The organism is Paraburkholderia sp. CI2 (genome assembly GCF_014201055.1).
In the GTDB taxonomy this organism is placed as follows: Bacteria; Pseudomonadota; Gammaproteobacteria; order Burkholderiales; family Burkholderiaceae; genus Paraburkholderia; species Paraburkholderia tuberum.
The window spans coordinates 331,760-351,881 of record NZ_JACHDL010000001.1; the positions used below are offsets into that span (position 1 = coordinate 331,760).

The window sequence follows — 20,122 nt, forward strand, 5'->3', positions numbered from 1 at the left end:
GTTATCTCCTCGTAAAACGTGACTTCATTGCTGCGACGCCGACCTGACGAACTCGGCCAGATCGCGATTGAAACGCTCGGCTTCCTCGATGAACGGCGCGTGCCCCGAGTCCGCATAGACCTTGCTGACGATGTGCGGATTCAGCGCGGTCGCGCGGGCCAGCGTCGCGTGAGTGTCGACCAGCGCGTCATGACCGCCGTAGATAAAAAGCAGCGGCACACGCGCCTTGCCGAGCCCCTCCGCGGCAAAAACCGTCATCGTCGGCACTTCCTTCTGCATGTCCCACGATGCCATGGCGGCGTTCGCGAGCAGCCGGTCGAATGTGTCGGCGTCAGGCCGATGGTTGAAACAAAGGCCGACGAAGGTGCGCTCACCGTCCAGATGCGTCTTCAGATCGGGCGAATTCATGTCCCGATAAATGTCGGGCTGATCGACGATCTGACCCGGAGCGAGCTCGACCACGCCATCGACATACACGGCGCCCGCGATCGCGCGGTCGCCATACCTGGCGAGGTAGTTTGATATCACCACGCCGCCGAGCGACCAGCCGACTACGACGGGCTTGCGCGCGTGTGAACCGTGGATTACCGCTGCGAGGTCGTCCCCCCAACGGGTTCCGTCGTGATATGCCTGCGGGCCGGATGGCTTGTCCGACAGACCGTGGCCGCGCAGATCGTATGTAATGATCCGGTATTGGCGTAATTCTGGACTGCGGACCTGCTCCTCCCAGTTCAGGCGGCTGCCAAGCAGCCCGTGCACCAGAATAATTGGCGGGCCGTTCGGGTTACCGCTTTCCTCAACCGCCAGCCTTACGCCATCCGTCGATGCAATTGTATAGCTGGTCGGTGCTGCGATGGCGTCGGGTGCGGACGCGAACAAGGTCGCCGCCGAACGCGTGGAAACCAGAAAGTGAGGGAACGTTCGTAAGCTCATTGCCCTTCCTTGGAGAGTGTCACTGCGCCGAGTCTCAACCCTCACACTGATGTAAGAGTCAAGCGAATTGTGTTAGCCTGCTTTTCATGAAAGACAAGCCTCCACAGGAACTGCTGACGATCGGACAACTCTCGCAACTCACCGGCGCGAGCGTGCGATCGATCCGGCACTACGACGAACACGGTCTGCTCACCTCGGTACGTGCGAGCAATGGCTATCGCATGTTCCCCGGGAAGGCAGTCACGCAGGTCAAGCAGATTCAGCGCATGATCGCGACCGGTTTCACCATCGACGATATTCGCGGCTTTCCGGACTGCATGCTTCTGATCGAAGGCGCACGCTCGTGCGACCAGATCACCGACGTCCAGCGGATACGGCTCGAAGCCATCGATCGTCAGATCGCGGACCTCGAAAAGCGTCGCGCGCGGCTCATCAAGACCTTGGTCGAAGGTGCGGTACCGCCCGTCGACTGACGCGGACGGCGGTAACAGAAATCGCGTTAAACGGGAACGTTGGACGCAGTTTTCTTCCTGCGAATGTCCGCGCGCAGGCGGTCGTATTCCTCCTGACTGACCGGTGCTGCATCTCGCTGGCCGAGCGCGTTGACGGGCAGCCGGTAGGTTTCGCGCGCCGTCCATGCGCCTAGCGCGCCGATGCCGCAGACGACCAGCGTGATCGTCCCCACGATCAACGGGATGTGCTGTGTGCCGGGCGGCACGGCGGCTGCGATGAACGCCGGCAGGATCGCGGTAATGGCCGTGCCGATGTTCTGGCCGATCGCCATGGCGGTAACCCGGATACGCGTCGGGAACAGCTCAGGCATGAAGCTCGGATAGACCGCGTTGAAGCACTGATACACCACGCCCCACATCACGATCGCGATGACGATCGCCAGCATGGCATTGTGCAGACTGATCGCATAGAGATACGCGTAAGACAGCAGACCCGAGGCAAGCGCGCCGAATATGATGAGCGGCCGGCGTCCCCATCGATCGGACAGACTGCCTGCGAAGGGAATGAAGAACATCGCGGTCAGATTGGCGAGCAGCGGAATCCAGAGAAAGAATCCTTTCGAAAGACCGATACCGTAAGCGGGCTGTACCGCATAGGCCGCGCCGAAGATAGAGGTCACCGCGAGGATGATCGCAATCAACGCGATTGCGGCGATGCGGACGATATCCCGCCAGCCATCGCGCAATGCTTCCTTGACGGGGGACGCGGGAATCTGTCGCTGTTGCGCTTCATCGACGAAAGCCGGTGTCTCAGACACTTTCCGCCGAATCACATAACCGGCTACGAGCACGAGCACACTCAGCAGGAACGGTACGCGCCAACCCCACGCCAGGAACTGCTTCTCGGGGAGATAGTTGGCGAGCGGCATGAAGATGGCCGCCGCGAACACCTGGCCGGCGGTCACGCCCTGCATCGCGTAACTGGCAAAGTAGCCGCGACGGCCGAGCGGCGCATGCTCCAGCACGAGGGAACTGGAACCGGAGATCTCCCCGGCGACCGCGAAGCCCTGGATGAGCCGCAGGATCACGAGCAGGATCGGCGCTGCGAAGCCAACTTGCGCAAATGTCGGCAGAAGACCCACAGCGAGCGTCGACAACCCCATCATGAACATGCAGGTGAGAAGCAGGTTCCTGCGGCCATGCGTATCGCCACGACGGCCGAGCACAAATGCGCCGACTGGTCGTGCGAGATAGCCGACGCCATAGGTCGCAAGCGACGCGGCGATCGCAACGCGACTGTCTTGGGAAGGAAAGAAAAGTTGCGGAAAAACCAGCGCGGCGGCTTGCGCATAAATGAAGTAGTCGTAGTACTCCAGCGCCGAGCCTATCCACGCGCTCGCGGTGGCGGTTCGTGCCTGATTACTGCTCTGCTGATGCGTTGCTGTCATTTCGTCTCCTGCATGTGTCTTGTCGGCGGTCGGGAACAGGGCTCGTGTACCGTCGTGCGCTCAATACGTCGCGCGGCCGCCTGACAGGTCGAAGGTGAAGCCGGTCGTGAAGCTGCATTCGTCGCTTGCGATCCATGCCACCATGGCGGCGATTTCCGGAACGGTCAAAAACCGCCCCATGGGAATGCGTGCTTTACTGGCCTCGATGTGCTCCTCCGTCATCTCCCGGAAAAGATCCGTTTCGGTGATCGCAGGCGCGATGCCATTGACCGTGACGCCCGTTCCGGCCAACTCGCGCGCAATCGATTTCGTCAGACCGATGACACCCGCCTTCGCTGCGGCATAAGCGCAAATGTTCGAATGTCCTTCCTTGCCGACGATCGACGCCACGTTGACGATGCGTCCCGCGCCACGTCCGCGCATGTGTGGCACGGCGAGGCGACAGGTGTGGAAGACGCTGTTCAGATCGACGGCGAGAACGCGGTTCCATGCGTCGACCGGATAGTCCTGGATCGGCACGACCGGTCCGTTGATGCCGGCGTTGTTCACGAGTATGTCGACATGACCGAACGACTTGAGCGTGACAGCGAACGCGGCCTCAACGGAACGCGCGTCGGCAAGATCGACGGCCTGAACAAGCGCCGCGAACGAGTCGCCGCCTGTTTCGAGCGATGAACAATCGATATCCCAACAGGCGATCCGGCAGCCTTCGTCCGCAAGACGCTCTGCGATACCGCGCCCGATGCCACGCGCGGCGCCCGTCACGATGGCCGTGCGTGATTCAAATCTTCGTTGTGTTATCGATTGGTTTTCCATGTCCGTTTGTTCCTATATATAACGTAGTTCCTATCCTAGAAACGATATTCCGGCTCGTCAACGGCAATCCCACCATTCATTCACATAGGGGAACAAACTAGGGAATGTCCCGGTTCGCGATAAAAACCGCTTGACCGCGCAGCGTCATGAGTACCAACATAGAAACTGATTTCTATACGGGAACACCGAGGAGCGATAGATGGAACAGGCGATGATTGATCGATTGACGATCCGCGAGACGATCGAAAACTGGGCGGTATGGCGAGATGCAGGAGACTGGGAGCGGTTCGCGACGCTCTGGCATCCGGACGGCCGCATGATGGCGACGTGGTTTCAGGGAAGCGGCCGCGAGTTCATCGAAGTGACGAAGACCGGTTGGGCCAACGGCGTGAGCATCCTGCATTTTCTGGGCGGCACGTCGATCGTAGTGAGCGGCTCGCGTGCCGTCGCGCAGACCAAGATGACCATTTCGCAGCGTGGAGAAGTCGAAGACACGTTATGCGACGTCGTGTGCACCGGCCGCTTCTACGACTTCTTCGAGAAGGTCGACGACCGATGGCTGCTGCTGCTTCGACAGCCCATCTACGAAAAGGATCGTCTGGATCCGGTCAAGCCGGACGCCCGTCCCGTTCTCGATGCGGCGCTGCTGGCCGAGTTCCCCGTTGGCTACCGGCATCTCGCATATATGCAGACCCGAATCGGCTACAAGGTCAAACGCGACATGCCGACACTGACGGGCCCGGAGGTAGAAGCGCTCTATGCGCGCGGCCGCCAGTATCTGCAAAACGGAGCGCTATGATGGAGGACGTCTCGCCGATGCGCTTCGATTACCAGGCGCTGCCGGCGCGCGTGCTGTTCGGCGCGGGCAGGCGTCGGGAAACGCCTGAAGTCGCCCGGCAACTGGGCTGCACGCATCCGTTGATCGTCTCCACACCGGAGCAGAAGGATTTGGCCGATGCCATCGCGTCGTTGTTCACCGGTTCGCCGGCGCATATCTTTTCCGAGGCCGCGATGCACACGCCGTGGAACGTGACATCGCGTGCACTCGCGGTCACGCAGGAGACCGGCGCGGACTCCCTGATTGCTGTCGGCGGTGGTTCGGCGATAGGCCTCGCCAAAGCGCTTGCACTGCGCACCGGCCTGCCGCAAATCGCGCTGCCCACTACGTACGCCGGCTCTGAAGTCACACCAATCATCGGCGAGACGCAGGACGGCGAGAAACGTACGCGTCGTACGCTTGACGTGCTGCCGGAGGCCGTGATCTACGATGTGGAACTCACCCTGACGCTGCCCGCGCCCTTGTCGGCGGCCAGCGGTCTGAACGCGATGGCTCACGCGGTGGAAGCGCTCTATTCCGTCGACGCCAATCCGGTCACGTCGATCATGGCTGAACAGGGTATCGCGGCCCTCGCCGGTGCGCTGCCCGAGATTCTCGCCAATCCCGCCAGTCGTGATGCGCGCAGCCGCGCCCAGTACGGTGCGTGGTTGTGCGGAACGTGCCTCGGCTCCGTCGGCATGGCGCTGCATCACAAAGTCTGTCATGTGCTGGGCGGCACCTTCGATCTGCCGCATGCCGACACCCATGCGATCATGCTTGCGCACGTCGTTGCCTACCAGGCTGGCGCGGCGCCGCATGCAATGCGCCGCATCGCACACGCGCTTGAAGCCGATGACGCATGGTCTGGGCTGCACGCGCTCGCTGCAAGGCTGCACGTTCCCCAGTCTCTTGCGGAGATTGGCATGCCGCACGATGGTATCGGGCGCGCGGCCGATCTGGTGCTGCAACAGGCCTATGCGAATCCGCGCACGCCGGGCTATGACTCGATCAGGGCAATGCTCGAAAGGGCATGGCGCGGCGCGGCACCGCAACCCGATTCGCTGTGAGGAATACCAGATGCGCAATTTCGACGAAGACAACATCACTGCAGCGGTCATCGAGCGCCTTGCGGGAAGCAAGAGCGAACGCGTGCACCAGATCAGCGACGCGCTGGTTCGTCACCTGCATGCGTTCGTGAAGGAGATCGAGCCTACCGAAGACGAATGGGCTGCCGCGATTCGCTTTCTCACCCAGACGGGGCAGATGTGCACCGACACCCGGCAGGAGTTCATTCTGCTCTCCGACACGCTCGGTGTATCGATGCTGGTGGACGCGATCAATCATCGCTATCCGGGCGACGCGACGCAAACTACCGTGCTCGGTCCGTTCTATGTAGAAGAAGCGGCTATTCTGCCGCTAGGCGCTTCGATCGCCGATGGCGAGCCGGGCGACCCTCTGCTGGTGGAGGGCACCTTACGCGATCTGAACGGGAAACCGATCGCGGGCGCACTGATCGAGACGTGGCACGCGGACAGCCATGGCTTCTATGATGTGCAGAAGGCGGCGGGCAAGGAGAACCTGCACATGCGGGCGCGCTTCCTGACCGATCCGGAAGGCGCATTCTGGTATCGCTCGATCGTACCCGCGGCCTATCCGATTCCGAACGACGGCCCGGTTGGCCGCATGCTCGATGCGCAGGGGCGGCATCCCTACCGCCCCGCTCACGTGCACTTCCGCGTCAGTGCACCCGGCTTCCAGACACTCGTTACGCACGTGTTCGTGAGCGGCGACATCTACCTGGACTCGGACGTCGTGTTCGGCGTGAAGGACGCACTGATCGAACCACTGGTACCGCTCGCACCGGGCCTGAGTCCGGCCGGTCATCTCGTCGATGTTCCGAGTGCCCTGCTTGCCTATGATTTCGTGCTGCCGCTGCAGAACTGACCGCTGTGCGCCACGAGCCATTTTTATGTTACGGACGTGTTCCCATGCATGAACTGTCGTTGCATCATCTGACCATTCTGGACGCGCATCCGCTGCAACTCGTCGATGCGGCCGCCGCTGCGGGATTTGAGTTTTGCGGCTTGCGGCTGGTCGCGCCCACCGGTGCCGATGCGATCGTGGATGTTGCGAACCATCCCGCACTCATCCGCGAGTTACGCGCGCGACTCCACGCAACCGGCGTCAGGCTGCTGGACATCGAGGCCATCTGGCTGAGTCCGCAGACGGATGTCGCGTCACTACTGCCTGCACTCGAAGCGGGTCGTATGCTCGGTGCGCGGCACGTGCTCTGCGTCGGCAACGACACCGAACGCGCTCGCCTGCGGGACAACTTCGGCCGCCTGTGCGAAGCGGCCGACGGCTTTGACCTTTCGGTCGGGCTCGAAGCGATCACATACTGCGCGGTGGGGACGCCCGCCGACGCGCTCGAGGTCGTGCGAGACAGCGGACAGCCGAACGCGCGAATACTCATTGACGCACTGCAGTACTTCCGTGCGGGCGCGACGTGCGAGCAGATCGATGCAATCGACCCGGCGCTGATCGAATACATCCAGATTTGCGATGCACCGAGCGCCGCACCGCAGTCCCTCGAAGCACGGCGACAAGAAGCGAGGACGGCCCGGCTGCTGCCCGGCGATGGTGAATTGCCGCTGCGCGAACTGCTGTCGAGACTGCGGTCCGATCTTCCACTCGCCGTCGAGGCGCCGACGCTCCCGCTGCGTGGCCTGCCGTTCGAAGAACAGGCGAGACGCATCCATGCACGCATGCGGACGTTTCTCGCTGGTCCAGTGTCCTGATGCTAGTATGTTTCCATATGTAAACAGGAGCCGGATATGCTGTTGGAAGACGAATCGAATGCAGTGGTCAAATCGGCGGATCGCGTGCTCGACGTGATCGAGTTGCTCGCGAGATGGGGACGCGAGATGTCCCATACGGAAATCGCGGAAGCGCTGGATATACCGAAGAGTTCGCTGACCAAGCTGCTCAAGAATCTTACGGCTCGTGGTTTTGTCGAGTTCGTCCCTGTCACCAAGGGTTATCGCCTCGGCGAAGCGCTAATCCGGCTTTCGCAGCAATCCACGCATAGCCGCTCGCTCGTCAGCTGCGCGCAGCCGGTGCTGGCAGAGATCACACAGCAGACGCTGGAGTCGTGCGCGCTCAATCAGATCAAAGGCGATCAGGTGGAAGTCGTTGCGACAGTGACCAGCCCGCAACGGTTGGTATCGCATCTGCGACTCGGCGATCTTGCACCGCTGTATGCAGTGTCGGGTGGAAAGGTGATTCTCGCGTTTCTTCCGGATCAGATGCGTAGCGAGTACATCAAGACCGTGAAGATGCAAGCCATCACGCCGAAGACGATCACATCAAAGAAGGCGCTGCTTGCACAGATCGAAACCATCCGACATACCGGGGTCGCCTATTCGATGGACGAATACACGCCGGGCATCGTCGGCATCGGCGTGCCAGTGTTGTCATCGTCGGGCTTTCCGCTCGGCTCGCTGAACGTCGCGATTCCGTCGGTGCGCTATTCGGAACGTGTCGGCGCGCGGGCCGTCGCCGTTCTCCAGGCCTCCGCAGAGCGCGTGCGCCGCGATTACATCGCCGCAAACGAACATACCAGGTAAGCCTACTGACACATTTTCGGGGGCTCGTCTTTGTGGTCGCCACAAAATCGTTGGCGATTGTCACAACCGTTTATCAGGGATACCGAATTTAATGACCGCGCGAATTTCAGAGCCGAATGGAACTGTTCAGTTTCCCCGGGTGGGAGTCGGAGCCGGCAGCCTCGCAAACGCGGCGGGCGAGCAGGCGTTCTTCAACATGATTCATGCCGCATGGGCGAGTGGCGTTCGATATTTTGATACCTCGGCAGCTTATCTTGGCGGTGTAAGCGAGCAACGGCTTGGCGCGGCGCTGGCAGCGTATCCGCGAGACGAGTTGTACGTATCGACCAAGCTCGGCAGGTACTTGAGCCAGCCTGGCGCAAGCTCCTTGCCAGGTGGTAGCAACTTTTACCTGGACTACACGTACGATACGACGCTCCGATCGGTCGAGCGCAGCCTGTCGCGACTCCATGTCGATCGTCTCGGTGCAGTTTTTATTCACGATCTGGATCCCGGTTTTGCCCGGACGGCGTATCGCGAGGAACTCAAAACGGCCGTCGAAGGTGCGTTTCCCGCGTTACAGCGCCTAAAGGATGAAAAAGTGGTCGGCGCGATAGGCGTCGCCAGTATGGACTGGCAGGCCTGCCTGGACTTCGCCGAACTGGCCGACGTAGATGTCGTCATGCCGGCGGGAGAGTACTCGTTGCTTCGCACGCGCAGCACCGCATTGCTGGATCACTGCGTCGAGAAAGGCATTGCCTGGATCGCGGCGTCGCCATTCAACTCGGGCATTCTCGCGACCGGTTCGCGTCCCGACGCCTTCTACAACATGCGGCCCGCGACGCGGCTAGCCCTGTTGCAGACGGAAGGACTCGAACGCATTTGCCGGCGCCATCACGTATCGCTGGCTACCGCTGCCCTGCTTTTTCCTCTGCGACATTCTGCGGTCAGCACGATCGTTTTCGGGGCAAAGACCGCCGATGAATTCAAGCAGTCCTTCGCCCGTCTCTCTGAAAATCTTTCGGATCAGTTTTGGCAGGAGATGGACGCATTCCTGATCGAGACGAAGGATTGGGAAGGACGATTAAGCGGAGGTTGCGAGGGAGCTTAATCGCTTCCATTCGAGAAGGACACCGGTCAAGACGCTGTTTGCCGCAGCCCCGTCGACGGCGGCGCTCGCCAACCTGAGGCGGTGACTTTACGGCCTCTTCGGTCTCATGTTCGAGGCTCCGTAGCGGGCCTCTTCGCAGTCGCTACTTTCTCATTTCGGTTCCCCCCGACTGAACAACACGCGCTGGAATGTCTCCTTGCAGATGGCATCCCGACGTTAGGACGAGTCCCCCTGCGGCAAGGTGAACGGCTGGAAATGGCCGGAAGTACGCATTGACCCAGCCTGCAGGAAAACTGCCGATGACGACTCCAATGCCCCTCGCTGAACTGGCGCAATCGGCCACAAGCGGGCGGTCGTCGGTCGGACATTCACGCGTCGGCTCCGCCCCAGTTACCGGCCATTCGACTCTCATGAGCCAAGGCTGCTTCATCGGGCCAGTCTGACGTTCGTGTGCTGGCGCTGATATGCTCATTCATTGCTGGGAGCCGGCCACATGAAGACGCTTAAGCCACAGAGTTGAAGGGCGGCGTTCGCGTGAATAGGCGCCGGAAGTCGTGAGCGCGCATAGCAAGCAGTTCGCAGCGCGGAGATGGACAGCTCCGCTGCGGCGCGACACCTAGCGCCCACCCGTATTCACTTCCAGATCATCGTAACCCTTCATTCGGTAGATGAAGAATGATGCCAGCCACGCAACGATGAATACGCCGATGATGATAAAGCCCAGATTGTTGAAGTTGTCGTTCAGTGCGCCAATCACATCCCAGAAGCCCCCCTTAAAGCTAAGCTGGTCGGCCAGAAGCCCGAGGGCTTCAATACCGCCGATCAAGACGGCCACGACCACGGACACAAGCGTAATCGTAAGGTTGTAGTAGAGCTTGCGAATCGGACGCACGAACGCCCAATCGTAGGCACCGAGCATCAGCAGGCCATCGGTGGTGTCGACGAGGGACATCCCCGCCGCGAACAGCACCGGGAACACCAGTACGACCCAGATCGACACACCTTGCGCCGCCTGGCTCGCCGAGATGCCAAGCAGGCTAATTTCGGTTGCCGTGTCGAAACCGAGGCCGAACAGGAAGCCCAGTGGGAGCATCTATATCGGGTTCGACACGAGGCGGAACATCGGACGGAACAGGCGCGCGAGCAGTCCGCGATTGTTCAGCAGCAGGTCCGGATCTTCATTTTCATATGGCTCGCCGCGACGCACCTTGTTGAAGGTCCGCCACACGCCACACAAGATGCGGCATAACGCTTATGGTTGGAGCGCGCCTCTATCAACTTGCTGATCCACCGCATCAGGCAGGTCCTTGCGCGGATAGCCGATCGCGACAATGAGCAGCGCGAGCAACGCGCCGAACAATTCTGCAGGCGTATAGAGCCAAACCGTCTGAACGCTCAGGTGGATGGGGCCATGGGCAATTAAAGAGGCCACGGTGATCGCGGGGTTTGCGTAAGAACCGGACGGCGTAGCGATGATCGCGGCGAACAGCCACGCGCCGACGGCAATTGGCCCGGTAACGGCCAGCCCGCTTCGCATGCAACCAAAGACGATCGTCATCAACCCTGCGGACGCGATGAATTCACTTGCAACAAGAGCCACTGTTGGCGTAGTTATCGCCTGTCCCATAGACGGCGTTGGAAACAGCGTGTTCGCGATACCTGCGCCTAATGCGGCTCCAATCAACTGGCCCGTCACGTAGGCAGCCGCGCACTTGCCAGTGCGCTCCCGGGTTAACCACTGCAGCAGCGTGATGAGGGGATTGAAATGACCGCCAGAGACCTTCCCAAACGCAAAGATCAGGCCGACCAGTGCGCCGCTCGTTGCTAACGCGCCCAGCAGCAAAGCAAACCCGTGATTACCCGGCTCTGCCTGCGTTGCCGCCAGGCCGGCGCCTGCAGCCACTGTGGTTAGAAGCAATGTGCCGATACACTCAACCGTTGCTCGCCGTGCCAGTTGCAGCTGCGGGTCGGCCTCGACAAAGCAGGTCGGCACTGCATTCGCAGGTGTCGAGTTCATGAATCGCGCGGCGCCACTGCGCTGGGATCAGAGTCGTGAAAGCGAGACTCCACCTCATCCATCTTGTCCGCCAGCTCACCAGGCACCAGAATGCCCTTCTGGAAGAGTATGTTGGCGAAAGCCACAATCCAGCGCTGGTAGTAGCTCAGGCTGTTCACCATTTCGGCACCCAGCGCCTCTACACCACGACGCTTCTCTTCCGTATTGATGATCTTGTGATAATCAAGCACATCAGCGAGTGCATGGCAGCGCTTCTCCCAAGGTTCAAGCGGGTGCTCTACCTGCTGGATAGGCGCGGCGGGGAGGCCGCCGATGTCGTTGGGAAGGCGTTTTACCTGCTGCTCTGTGGTAGTCATGACGCTTCCTTCTCATTGGGGCCTTTCACCATAACGACACCGATCATGGCATCTCGGGTGACCAACGCAGCGAGCTCCTCCTCTGTCAGCGCTTCCGTGCCCGACGGGCGACGTGGCAAGACGAGGTATCGGACCATGGCCGTTGAGTCGCTCACGCGCACTTCGACGTCCTCTGGTATCACCGTGCCGAACTCGGCAAGCACCGCTCTTGGCTCCGATACGGTGCGGGCGCGATAGGGCTTAAGCTTGTACCAGTCCGGGGGTAGGCCCAGTAACGCACGCGGATAGCACGAGCAGAGTGTGCACACGATTACGTTATGTATTTTCTCGGTGTTCTCCAGCACGATAAGCTGAGTGTCGTCGTAGAAACTGATCCCGAACTCCTCGCAGGATTTGCGGCCACTCTCGAGAAGGCGTGCCTTGAAGGCAGGATCAACCCAGGCTCTCGCGACTACCTTGGCGCCAAGGGCCGGCGTGCGTGAATCGAGCACTTCGATCTGCCGTCTGATCTCACCGGGGCCAAGCAATTTCTTCTCGATCAGCAACTCACGTACTGCGATTTCCATGATTTCGTAGTACGACGGATGCCCTTCTTGCTGGACGGGAGCGTGAGAGTGCGAGTGATCGTCGCCGTGAGGGTGATCATCGCCGTGCGCAGGAGCCTCTGTGTTCATGGTTTCTCCTTCTGGAGCCACGTCTCGAATACTTCGATGTGCAGTGCATCGCTCGGTGAATCTTTGTAGTTATCCCAAATAGAGGTCATCGGAAACGAAACCCGGTAGTAGTGCAGCTTTATTCCGGTGTTCCGGCCAAAGCTTTCGTCTTCGTTATCGATACCAGGCGGCTCGATGACCGCTTCTACGACACCGGTCTTGCCCCGCAGATACGTAGGCACGCGGTAATGTCCAACTGGGCTTCGTTCAGCGACCCGGACGATGTCGCCGGCGCGGAAGATGGGTATCTCTCGTTCTGCGAACACGACGTTCGCACTGCTCGCTGGGTTTTCCGTTGATTCGGGCCTCATTGCACTACTCCCGTCTTTGGAAGAAGCAATAATTGGCGGCGCTATCTATCGCCTTGGTGCGGCTGTGAGCGTCGGTGATGAAGCGGATGCGCACTGCCGGTATTGTCAATTCGTGATTCACAGCGCTAACTGCAATCATCTGGTGTGCCGGCAGCGGCCAAGGACCTGCCCCTTAAAACGGGGTCTGCCTTTACGCAGACTAGCAAGCACCCTGGCTCGCGTCAATCTGGTTTTCGCCTCATACCGGAAGCAAATTAGTTTTCCGGTTCTGTAACGGCCGCCCGATGCTCGTGGTCGATCTATTGCGCCATGCTTCGCGCCTAACGTACTGCTTTCAACAGGATGGGACGCCTTCTCTTGAGGTGCGCATCTTTTGGCAGGAGTATGGGATTGCATTGCATCTGCCAGGCAATCTGTGATGGCCTTGACACCAGCACGGAGGTCGTAAGCGGGGTCGGTGCGGCCCGCTAGATGATTTTCAATCGATCAGCGTGAACACGGACGTCGCTACCGGTCTTGTAACCCGGACCGCCTTTCCCACACGTCCAGCTTATTCATAGAGATGAAGAATGGTCGAGCGGGAATCGACGGCACCATAGGCGATCTTGGTCTCGTCGGCGTGAACATGTCCCGAATTCTTGCCGTGCGACGCTTTGGCGAAGAGAGGTGTCAGGCCAAGCTCGCGAATAATCCTTTTGACATGCGAGGGCGAATAACTGAAGCCTAACTCGCGCTCGACCAGGATACGAACCTACTCACGGGTCCAGATATCGACTGAGAAACCGGTCGAGCGGTTGCTTGTTTCTACCGCGCGTGGGCGACAACGTCTTGCCTACGATCGGGCGAATCCGCCGAACGGAAGCGACTCCGATAGTCAGCCGGATTGATTTGCAGTCGCCTTTGGAAGGTGCGGCGCAGACCATCCGTACCATCGAATCCGCACCACCGGGCAATATCGCGCAGCGGAAGATCGGTGCTCTCCAGATAGCGCCTCGCGGCATCAATACGTGCGTTGTTCAGGAACAATGTCGGTCTTATGCCGCATTCCTTCGAGAACAGGCGGGTCATGTTGCGCGCGCTCATATGAGCGCGCTCAGCCAGCGACGCAAGCGTATGCTCGACGGCAAGATTGTCGAGCATGTATTGCTGGATCGCGATCACATGCGAATCAGGCGCGGTCTGCGATTCGAGCAGTGGACTGAACTGCGATTGTCCACCTGCTCTTCGCAGATAGACGACCTGATACTTAGCGCCTCGATCATCACCAGTGAAAGATCGATCCCTGCCGTTACGCCCGCCGTAGTCTAGACGTCTTTCGCGTAGATCTGATCCGGCTCGATCCGTGCGCGCGGAAACGTCGCGGCCAAACGCGGCACATCCATCCAGTGAGTGGTCACCACGCGGTCGTTGAGCAGTCCCGCAGACCCAAGCGCAAACAGGCCGTTGCAGATGATCGAACGCGCTCAGCGCGGCGGTCCTGACCTAGCCTGCGGGTCAACTCTGAGTCATATAGCGAAACGAGCCATGGCATCCCCGCTAGTCACTACGCTATGACCAGCGAGTTCAAGATCTAAGCGCAGGGTATCGAAATCATGAGAGGCCCTGCCGGACGATCGGTCGACCACTCGCAACCCACGGGGGCATGCCCAGTTGTCGCTAGTTACCATTTGTCGGTTCATTTGTATTGGTCGGAGCGCCACTGATTACAAGTCTTGGGTTGCGTGAACGCTGAACGCGTCGTTTGGCCGTATCCGCAAGCGCCGTCAGAAACCAGTCGACCGTTCTACACTCGGAAGCTGCCACCGAGTCAATGTTGCGTCGTGGTCCGCTCAGGGTCGCGTGCTGCCGATCGCCGTCAGGCAGAGACCGGCCACCTGCGGTCATCGGCCTAGGCATCAGCGCGGACATTCCAACGTCGGCTCGCCAACCGACAATGGACATTCGCTGAGCCGATAATGCCCGTCGAATCATTGGCCTCGACTGTCGCTCCGATGCGAACAAGGAACCGTCGAGTTCGGGGCGGTCGTCACACCACCGGCCATACAGGCACTGCGCAGAAGTAGCGCTACGAGTTCCGCCTGTCTGTGTGTGCCTGTCTTGGCAAGCACCTGTTTCAGATATCCGCGCGCTGTTCCAATGCCGATTCCCAGCCGCGCTGCCGTGTCCGGGAGGTCGATACCCCGAGCGAGCAAACTGGCGAGCGCAGCCTCTCGCCGGGTGAGCTGGAAGGTCTCGATGAGGACCATCTGCTCCAGACCGGACGCGCTGTCCGGTTCCATCACGAACAGGACGGCGCGTGCGTCCGAATTCCACGCACTCGTAAGGCCTGTCGTACAAAGCGGCACGACCAAGACGACGAGCGGTGGCCTTGGCGGCCTGCGCGACAGGTAGCAGCGCTCCGGCGCTCCTGTGCGCGTCGCAACCACGCTGCCGTCCCGGCTGACGTCGTGCCAGGCGAGCGCGGCCTTCATGACCCGGCGCAGACCCTCCGTATCCAAATGGAGAGTCGCCGCGACCGCCTGTCTGCTCAACAGCAAACCGTCACGACGCGCCGCGATTGCTTCGGCACATGGATTCACGAAGACTGGGCGCAGTGCCGCGTCGAACAGGATTACACCGACATTCAGCTGCGTGATAACGTCAAGCACGCCCTGCGTCCGCAAGTCTGCTGCCTCAAGACGACCCTGCACTTCCAGCGCCGTCTTTAGGTGCGGGACGATCAGCTTTGCTGCTTCGAGATCGTCGTCGCTGAAATCCGGCGCGCCCAAATGTCGGCAGACCGAAAAGTAAGCCCGCCGCCCAGGGTGCTGCGCAAGAGGCGCGACGATCCCATAGAATCCACCGTAGAATGGGCGAATTGTTTCGTTATAGATCTCCGATCGCCTGAAGGCCGCGTCTGAAATCATCGACGATTGTCGCATCGGCGCGCCAACCGGAATGGCCCGAATCCAGTCCGGAAGACGGGTTTCGAACTCCCGCTGCAGCCTTGATGCATTCTCGACCTCAAAACCGCTCGAAAACGATCTACCGGCGGCGCCAGGTGTCTTCTCGGTCAGCAGTGCCTTATACCCGCCGATTGCTTCCGTCACGGAGGCAAGTGCACTGGGCCAGTTCTCTGGAAAGAGAGCCGCTTCATAGATGCGTCGAATCGCAAAGTGAATTTCTTCGACATGCGTCATGATCGCCTCCTATCACATCCCTCCCAAATGGGAGTGTCGGACGCACAGGATTGTTTGGATTATAGGCAAGTGATTTGCGGTTTTAAATGTGCGCCCTCTTCTGCGCACCGGGCTTACCGGCCCACCGGCGGTCTTTCAGGTGCTACTGACACCTCGGACGCTACGCGCGGTATTGCCGCGCCGTTTCTTTCCCCACCTGGTCGAAAGCCAGGAAAAACGTCCCCGCAACGGGTCACGGCAACGGACGAATTCGCCTGGCAGCGAATATCCTGGCGCGCGTGTCGGCTGCTACGCTCGTTGCCTATGTCAAAGCGGCCGCCCTAACTGAACCTGATTTCGTACTGAAGGAGTTAAGCCATGAAGACGACAATTCTCGCGTCTGCAGCGCTCGTGGGCATTCTCTCGCTTGCGAGCGTAGGGCAAGCGCAGGAGGCATCCGGGCAACAAGATGGGCAAGCGCAGCAGGCATCCGGGCAACAAGATGGGCAATCGGCATCGGCCAATGCTAGCAGTAACTCCGGGTATGGCGGTGTTTCCGGAAGCAGCAGTGTAAGCGGCGGTATGGGTCGCTCGGGGTGGGCTACCTGCGGTCATCTACCCCAATGCAACCCCGACAGTGGTCACTAAATATATAGGTCAGTAGTCAGAAGGATTCGCGGATTGCCGTTGCGATCCGCGAAACCACCTTGCGCTAGCTGGCAGCCGCGAGACGTCGGATCAGGCGTACCGGCTCGATGACCGGGCAACCGCCCGTTGCATGACCGACGCATATATCCAGTTACTTCGGTTGATGGACACAGGCCTTTTGCTGTTTGCAAACCCACGTTCCAACGTCGGGGTATCGCTGATTTTCCCGGACTGATTTAGCAGAAAGGAGAAGAAGATGTTTAGCAGATTCTTCAAGGAAACGGTGGCAGCGGCGATGGCATTACTGTCGCTAAATTGCGTAGCGCAGACAGATGACTTCGCATGCACCACGGCGACGTTGAGAGGGACGTATGGCTTCAAGATCCATGCGGATTTGCTTGGAATCCTGACGGGGACGGCTCCCAGTCAGACTCTCCATCGCCTGGCCAATGCCGGCGTTATCGACGCCGTTGCTCTTGCGACATTCGACGGTTTCGGAGGGGGCCACCAGAAAGATTTTGGGATGCTAAATGGAACAAGAACCCCTGGTGAGCCGCCACTTGAATTCGAGACCGACGAAACGCTCACGTACACTCTGTCGGGAGATTGTAGCGGTCAGATGCAGATTATTTACCCGGGTGGGAAAACGATTACAACCGAGATCGTCGTCCTCGACCGAGGCAAACAGATGTACGGCGTCGTGAGCGCTTTCCACTCTTCTCCGAGCCCCATCACCGCCCTCGATGGAACCAGCTGCAGCAAAGGTTGTGACTTCGGTATCCAGACGGGCACCATGGCTGTGCGCGTCGACGGCGAAGGGGGGCGCGGGCCGCGCGGGCAATAGGCGGCAGCGCGTCGCTCCCCAAGGCAACACCAGAAGCTCGATATGGCTGGCCATTGGCGAGCCTATGGGCAGATGAACAGATGACGCGGGAGATTTCTTCCGGCAACAGTTGCACTACGAGCAGATCAGGCCTGAAGCAGCCGCCGGTGCGCCTAAGCGCGCTGGCGCAAGCGGCTGGCGAAGCCAGCGTTTATGAACTGATGGCGGAGACGATCGAAGCGGCCAGGGGGCCAGTATGGCCGAGCACCAGGCAGGCCCTGTCCGTGTTGGATGGCCGTTGATGACTCGAAAGCGGCCGCAGGCACTGTGTGAGCCTGAACGGCGGCAGTGGGTCGGAAGTGTGAATTCGCTGATGCAGGAAGCTGCCGTCGGGTTGCTCGATGCCGCCACCGTCAGCAATCCGCGATATTGCTGACGCACGACCCAGAGCGCCCCAACGTCGGCAATGGCCGATGGGACTAAACCGCTCGCGCGGTAGGGGGCTGCGGCCCGTCTCTGGCGGCGAATGGGAGGCCAGTGGCGCCGGCGCTTATGTTGGTGGTTGAGGCAATCCGCCTCGTCCTCCAGCAGGAGCCCCATCATGACCTCCTCCGATCCGGGCATCAGCCCGCTGCGCCGCCGTATGCTTGAGGACTTGCGCATGCGCAAGTTCGCACCCAAGACCCAGGCCGCCTACCTACGTGCCGTACGTCAGTTCGCCCGATACCTCGGGCGTTTACCCGATACCGCCACTGTCGAGGACCTCCGGGACTACCAGCTGCATCTGGTCGATCACGGCGCGTCGCCGGTGTCGCTGAACGCCGCGATCAGCGGTCTGAAGTTCTTCTTCGAAGTCACGCTCGGCCGACCTGAGCTGATGGCGCGGATGCAGCCGGTACGCGTGCCTCGCACGCTCCCGGTTGTGCTCAGCCCCGAGGAGGTGCGCCGGCTCATCGCGGCAGCCGGAAACCTCAAGCATCAGACCGCGCTGTCGGTCGCCTATGGCGCCGGGCTGCGTGCGAGCGAAGTGGTCGCCCTCAGGGTCAGCGACATCGACAGCCAGCGCATGACCCTGCGCATCGAGCAGGGCAAGGGCCGCCGTGACCGCTACGCGATGCTCTCGCCGGTCCTGCTCGAACGTCTGCGCGTCTGGTGGCGCGTTGCCCGTGCCCAGGGCTGCATGCTCGATGGCGGGTGGCTCTTTCCGGGCCTCGATCCGATCGACCCGCTCAGCACGCGGCAACTGACCCGCGCCATCCATGCGGCCGCCGAGACCGCAAACATCGACAAGCGCGTATCCATGCACACGCTGAGGCATTCCTTTGCCACGCACCTGCTGGAACAGAAGGAGGATATCCGCGTGATCCAGGTGCTCCTTGGACACAGGCAGATCGAGACCACCACGCTCTATACCCAGGTTGCCACTGACCTCCTGCGCAAGGTGGTCAGTCCGCTGGACCGCCTGCCCGCCGGCTAGCCCGGCCGCACGCGGAGCACCCCGTGCTGGAGGTCGCGGATATCTTCCGCGCCTGCGGGCCGGCGTGGCGGCGCACGGTAGCGCTGAGCCTGGGGCAGCTGAAGGTCATGTCGGCCATCGAACAGTGCCGCAGTGCGGCACTCGGGGGGCATGTGCTGCGCTGCGCCGGCTGCGACCGCATCGAGGTTGCCTACAACTCCTGCCGCAACCGTCATTGCCCGAAGTGCCAGGGCAGTGCTGCGCATCGCTGGCTCCAGGCACGCCAGGCCGATCTGCTTCCGGTCGGGTACTACCATGTCGTCTTCACGCTGCCCGCGCCCATCAGTGCCATCGCCTGGTACAACAAGGCCGTCATCTACGGGCTGCTGTTCGATATCGCCGCCGAAACGCTACGCACCATTGCCGCTGATCCGAAGCACCTCGGCGCCCAGATCGGCGCGACGCTCGTGCTGCACACCTGGGGCTCGGCACTCACGCATCATCCGCACGTACACGGTATCGTCCCCGGTGGTGGGCTGTCGCCCGATGGTCAGCGGTGGATCGGATGCCGGCCCGGCTTCTTCCTGCCGGTACGTGTGCTATCGCGCCTGTTCCGCAGGCGCTTCCTCGAAGCGCTCACGGACGCGCACCGGCACGGCCACCTGCAGTTCTTCGGCCAGTACGCTGAACTTGCCGACCCAGCTGTCTTTGACGTGTGGCTTGCGCCGCTGCGTGCCTGCGAATGGGTCGTCTACGCAAAGCGTCCCTTTGCAGGACCCGAAGCAGTGCTCGCGTACCTGTCGCGCTATACGCACCGCGTCGCGATCTCCAGCCAGCGCCTGCTTGCATTCGATGAACGCGGCGTGACCTTCCGCTGGAAGGACTACCGTGCGAAGGGGCACACCCGCTACAAGACCATGACCCTCGAAGCCGGCGAGTTCATGCGCCGCTTCCTGCTCCATGTGCTGCCCGGTGGCTTCCATCGTATCCGTCACTACGGACTGCTCGCCAACCCGGTGCGCCGCGCCAGTCTCGCGAAGGTCCGCGAACTGCTGCACGTCGCGACCGACGTCAACACATCAGCTCACGAAACCGTCATCGAAACGCGCCCCGCCTTCATCTGCCGGCACTGCGGCGCGCCGATGATCGTCATCGATATCCTTGCGCGCACTGCACCGATCCGCGCACCACCCACGCGCCGGGGCGAGATATGAGCGCCACTGTTCCAGGACGAACAACCCGACCCTCGGCTTTGCGGCAACGCGGCCCACGAGCAGACCTTTGCGTCTGTCGCTTCGCACAGGCCCTTGCACGTCCGTTCCGCCATCACGATGGCGCCACTGCACCGCTTCGGCACAACCTCAGCCCTCAGCCGGCCTCCCGCCTGACCACGCATCCCGCAACACCGCTCGCCATCCCGGGCAATCAATCGCCATAGCCCCGAAGACTCCATTGCAT

Annotated in this window: 19 protein-coding genes and 1 pseudogene; 10 read left to right on the plus strand and 10 right to left on the minus strand. The window is 60.9% G+C overall.

All coding sequences use genetic code 11. From position 1 onward, the window contains the following. Nucleotides 1-24 precede the first annotated feature (24 nt). Nucleotides 25-933: an alpha/beta fold hydrolase gene (locus HDG32_RS01515; protein ID WP_184062659.1), complete on the minus strand. Its 909-nt coding sequence runs from the start codon at nt 931-933 to the stop codon at nt 25-27. An 86-nt stretch (nt 934-1,019) separates the two neighbouring features. On the opposite strand from HDG32_RS01515, the gene HDG32_RS01520 reads away from it, so the two are divergent. After that, nucleotides 1,020-1,406: a MerR family transcriptional regulator gene (locus HDG32_RS01520; RefSeq protein ID WP_184062661.1), complete on the plus strand. Its 387-nt coding sequence runs from the start codon at nt 1,020-1,022 to the stop codon at nt 1,404-1,406. 26 nt (nt 1,407-1,432) lie between these two features. Here the strand turns inward: HDG32_RS01520 and HDG32_RS01525 are convergent, their stop codons facing one another. Continuing rightward, nucleotides 1,433-2,833, minus strand: coding sequence for an MFS transporter (locus HDG32_RS01525; protein WP_184062663.1), 1,401 nt, complete (start codon nt 2,831-2,833; stop codon nt 1,433-1,435). A gap of 60 nt (nt 2,834-2,893) precedes the next feature. Then, the gene (locus HDG32_RS01530) at nt 2,894-3,649 is read right to left on the minus strand and encodes an SDR family NAD(P)-dependent oxidoreductase (RefSeq protein WP_184062665.1); all 756 of its coding nucleotides are present in this window, start codon (nt 3,647-3,649) and stop codon (nt 2,894-2,896) included. A gap of 211 nt (nt 3,650-3,860) precedes the next feature. Between HDG32_RS01530 and HDG32_RS01535 the strand changes: the two genes are divergently transcribed. From HDG32_RS01535 to HDG32_RS01560, 6 genes are all read left to right on the plus strand, one after another. Continuing rightward, nucleotides 3,861-4,448: a nuclear transport factor 2 family protein gene (locus HDG32_RS01535; RefSeq protein ID WP_260335488.1), complete on the plus strand. Its 588-nt coding sequence runs from the start codon at nt 3,861-3,863 to the stop codon at nt 4,446-4,448. Then, nucleotides 4,448-5,533, plus strand: coding sequence for a maleylacetate reductase (locus tag HDG32_RS01540; protein WP_184063369.1), 1,086 nt, complete (start codon nt 4,448-4,450; stop codon nt 5,531-5,533). The genes HDG32_RS01535 and HDG32_RS01540 overlap by 1 nt, the downstream gene beginning before the upstream one ends. A gap of 10 nt (nt 5,534-5,543) precedes the next feature. After that, entirely contained in the window at nt 5,544-6,410 is an 867-nt protein-coding gene (locus HDG32_RS01545; RefSeq protein ID WP_184062669.1) for an intradiol ring-cleavage dioxygenase, read from the plus strand. A 5-nt stretch (nt 6,411-6,415) separates the two neighbouring features. Continuing rightward, nucleotides 6,416-7,264, plus strand: coding sequence for a TIM barrel protein (locus tag HDG32_RS01550; protein WP_311539132.1), 849 nt, complete (start codon nt 6,416-6,418; stop codon nt 7,262-7,264). Between the two features lie 36 nt (nt 7,265-7,300). Further along, complete coding sequence (locus HDG32_RS01555) at nt 7,301-8,092, plus strand: IclR family transcriptional regulator (RefSeq protein WP_184062670.1); 792 nt, start codon at nt 7,301-7,303, stop codon at nt 8,090-8,092. A 91-nt stretch (nt 8,093-8,183) separates the two neighbouring features. Further along, the gene (locus HDG32_RS01560) at nt 8,184-9,182 is read left to right on the plus strand and encodes an aldo/keto reductase (protein WP_184062673.1); all 999 of its coding nucleotides are present in this window, start codon (nt 8,184-8,186) and stop codon (nt 9,180-9,182) included. A gap of 616 nt (nt 9,183-9,798) precedes the next feature. Here HDG32_RS01560 and HDG32_RS01565 read toward each other — a convergent pair. The 7 genes and pseudogenes from HDG32_RS01565 to HDG32_RS01595 all read right to left on the minus strand — a co-directional run. Then, nucleotides 9,799-10,422, minus strand: a pseudogene (locus tag HDG32_RS01565) (HoxN/HupN/NixA family nickel/cobalt transporter); the annotation flags it as partial. Nucleotides 10,423-10,434: 12 nt separating this feature from the next. Then, entirely contained in the window at nt 10,435-11,199 is a 765-nt protein-coding gene (locus tag HDG32_RS01570; RefSeq protein WP_184062675.1) for an aquaporin, read from the minus strand. Then, nucleotides 11,196-11,555, minus strand: a complete 360-nt coding sequence (locus HDG32_RS01575; RefSeq protein WP_184062677.1) for an SH3-like domain-containing protein — start codon at nt 11,553-11,555, stop codon at nt 11,196-11,198. The genes HDG32_RS01570 and HDG32_RS01575 overlap by 4 nt, the downstream gene beginning before the upstream one ends. Next, entirely contained in the window at nt 11,552-12,229 is a 678-nt protein-coding gene (locus HDG32_RS01580; protein WP_184062679.1) for a nitrile hydratase subunit alpha, read from the minus strand. Before HDG32_RS01580 ends, HDG32_RS01575 begins: the two co-directional genes overlap by 4 nt. Next, nucleotides 12,226-12,579 carry an SH3-like domain-containing protein gene (locus HDG32_RS01585; RefSeq protein WP_184062681.1) on the minus strand — a complete coding sequence of 118 codons (354 nt, stop codon included), beginning with the start codon at nt 12,577-12,579 and terminating at the stop codon, nt 12,226-12,228. Before HDG32_RS01585 ends, HDG32_RS01580 begins: the two co-directional genes overlap by 4 nt. Nucleotides 12,580-13,383: 804 nt before the next feature. Continuing rightward, nucleotides 13,384-13,740, minus strand: coding sequence for a helix-turn-helix domain-containing protein (locus tag HDG32_RS36090; protein WP_311539137.1), 357 nt, complete (start codon nt 13,738-13,740; stop codon nt 13,384-13,386). Nucleotides 13,741-14,546: 806 nt separating this feature from the next. Beyond that, entirely contained in the window at nt 14,547-15,758 is a 1,212-nt protein-coding gene (locus HDG32_RS01595; RefSeq protein ID WP_184062683.1) for a helix-turn-helix transcriptional regulator, read from the minus strand. Between the two features lie 883 nt (nt 15,759-16,641). Between HDG32_RS01595 and HDG32_RS01600 the strand changes: the two genes are divergently transcribed. The 3 genes from HDG32_RS01600 to HDG32_RS01610 all read left to right on the plus strand — a co-directional run bounded on the left by HDG32_RS01600 (nt 16,642) and on the right by HDG32_RS01610 (nt 19,878). Then, entirely contained in the window at nt 16,642-17,229 is a 588-nt protein-coding gene (locus HDG32_RS01600; RefSeq protein WP_184062685.1) for a hypothetical protein, read from the plus strand. Nucleotides 17,230-17,809: 580 nt separating this feature from the next. Beyond that, nucleotides 17,810-18,685, plus strand: a complete 876-nt coding sequence (locus HDG32_RS01605; RefSeq protein ID WP_184062687.1) for a site-specific integrase — start codon at nt 17,810-17,812, stop codon at nt 18,683-18,685. 23 nt (nt 18,686-18,708) lie between these two features. After that, nucleotides 18,709-19,878 carry an IS91 family transposase gene (locus HDG32_RS01610; protein WP_184062689.1) on the plus strand — a complete coding sequence of 390 codons (1,170 nt, stop codon included), beginning with the start codon at nt 18,709-18,711 and terminating at the stop codon, nt 19,876-19,878. The last annotated feature ends 244 nt before the right edge of the window (nt 19,879-20,122 follow it).

Bases quoted from the DNA above. Each gene is read 5' to 3' on its own strand.
- HDG32_RS01515 (WP_184062659.1), bottom strand. From the start codon at position 933: ATGAGCTTACGAACGTTCCCTCACTTTCTGGTTTCCACGCGTTCGGCG.
- HDG32_RS01520 (WP_184062661.1), top strand. From the start codon at position 1,020: ATGAAAGACAAGCCTCCACAGGAACTGCTGACGATCGGACAACTCTCG.
- HDG32_RS01525 (WP_184062663.1), bottom strand. From the start codon at position 2,833: ATGACAGCAACGCATCAGCAGAGCAGTAATCAGGCACGAACCGCCACC.
- HDG32_RS01530 (WP_184062665.1), bottom strand. From the start codon at position 3,649: ATGGAAAACCAATCGATAACACAACGAAGATTTGAATCACGCACGGCC.
- HDG32_RS01535 (WP_260335488.1), top strand. From the start codon at position 3,861: ATGATTGATCGATTGACGATCCGCGAGACGATCGAAAACTGGGCGGTA.
- HDG32_RS01540 (WP_184063369.1), top strand. From the start codon at position 4,448: ATGGAGGACGTCTCGCCGATGCGCTTCGATTACCAGGCGCTGCCGGCG.
- HDG32_RS01545 (WP_184062669.1), top strand. From the start codon at position 5,544: ATGCGCAATTTCGACGAAGACAACATCACTGCAGCGGTCATCGAGCGC.
- HDG32_RS01555 (WP_184062670.1), top strand. From the start codon at position 7,301: ATGCTGTTGGAAGACGAATCGAATGCAGTGGTCAAATCGGCGGATCGC.
- HDG32_RS01560 (WP_184062673.1), top strand. From the start codon at position 8,184: ATGACCGCGCGAATTTCAGAGCCGAATGGAACTGTTCAGTTTCCCCGG.
- HDG32_RS01570 (WP_184062675.1), bottom strand. From the start codon at position 11,199: ATGAACTCGACACCTGCGAATGCAGTGCCGACCTGCTTTGTCGAGGCC.
- HDG32_RS01575 (WP_184062677.1), bottom strand. From the start codon at position 11,555: ATGACTACCACAGAGCAGCAGGTAAAACGCCTTCCCAACGACATCGGC.
- HDG32_RS01580 (WP_184062679.1), bottom strand. From the start codon at position 12,229: ATGAACACAGAGGCTCCTGCGCACGGCGATGATCACCCTCACGGCGAC.
- HDG32_RS01585 (WP_184062681.1), bottom strand. From the start codon at position 12,579: ATGAGGCCCGAATCAACGGAAAACCCAGCGAGCAGTGCGAACGTCGTG.
- HDG32_RS01595 (WP_184062683.1), bottom strand. From the start codon at position 15,758: ATGACGCATGTCGAAGAAATTCACTTTGCGATTCGACGCATCTATGAA.
- HDG32_RS01600 (WP_184062685.1), top strand. From the start codon at position 16,642: ATGTTTAGCAGATTCTTCAAGGAAACGGTGGCAGCGGCGATGGCATTA.
- HDG32_RS01605 (WP_184062687.1), top strand. From the start codon at position 17,810: ATGACCTCCTCCGATCCGGGCATCAGCCCGCTGCGCCGCCGTATGCTT.